1 protein-coding gene is annotated in these 1056 nt (G+C 65.6%); it reads left to right on the top strand.

The annotated features are described in order from the left end of the window. Position 1: 1 nt before the first annotated feature. On the top strand, positions 2-1056 hold a 1055-nt coding region (locus tag ACXAHD_RS32210; RefSeq protein WP_475055185.1), incomplete at its 3' end, for an adenosine deaminase.

The following is a 1056-nucleotide window of genomic DNA, read 5'->3' on the forward strand; positions in this document are numbered from 1 at the left end:
CATGGTGGCTGTTTCGTTGGCGGAGATCGTTCGGGCGCCGAAGGTGTTGCTGCATGACCATCTGGATGGTGGGTTGCGGCCGGCGACGGTGGTGGAGTTGGCGGACGAGGTGGGTCATGTGCTGCCGGTGACGGATCCGTCGGAGTTGGGTCGGTGGTTCGTGTCGGCGGCTGATTCGGGGTCGTTGGAGCGGTATCTGGAGACGTTCGCGCACACGGTGGCGGTGATGCAGACGGAGGCGGGGTTGTTCCGGGTGGCGGCGGAGTGTGCGGTGGATCTGGCGGCGGACGGGGTGGTGTACGCGGAGGTGCGGTTCGCGCCGGAGCAGCATCTGTCGCGGGGGTTGGGGTTGGGTCAGGTGGTGGAGGCGGTGTTGGCGGGGTTCGCGGCGGGGTGTGCGGAGGCGGCGGAGGCGGGTCGGGTGATCCGGGTGGGGACGTTGTTGACGGCGATGCGGCATGCGGCGCGGTCGCAGGAGATCGCGGAGTTGGCGGTGCGGTACCGGGATGTGGGGGTGGTGGGGTTCGACATCGCGGGTGCGGAGGCGGGTTTTCCGCCGACGCGGCATTTGGACGCGTTCGAGTTTTTGCAGCGGGAGAACTTTCATTTCACGATTCATGCGGGTGAGGCGTTCGGGTTGCCGTCGATCTGGCAGGCGATTCAGTGGTGTGGTGCGGATCGGTTGGGGCATGGGGTGCGGATCGTGGATGACATCGAGGTGGGTGGGGGTGGGGTGCGGTTGGGGCGGTTGGCGTCGTATGTGCGGGACAAGCGGATTCCGTTGGAGTTGTGTCCGTCGTCGAATGTGCAGACGGGTGCGGTGGGTTCGATTGGTGAGCATCCGGTGGGGTTGTTGCGTGATCTGCGGTTCCGGGTGACGGTGAACACGGACAACCGGTTGATGAGTGGGACGTCGATGTCGCGGGAGATGTGGTTGTTGGTGGAGGCGTTCGGGTGGGGGTGGTCGGAGTTGCGGTGGTTGACGGTGAACGCGATGAAGAGTGCGTTCATCCCGTTCGACGAGCGGCTGGCGGTCATCGACGACGTCATCAAGCC

This window comes from Micromonospora sp. ABR4_055, assembly GCF_056160425.1.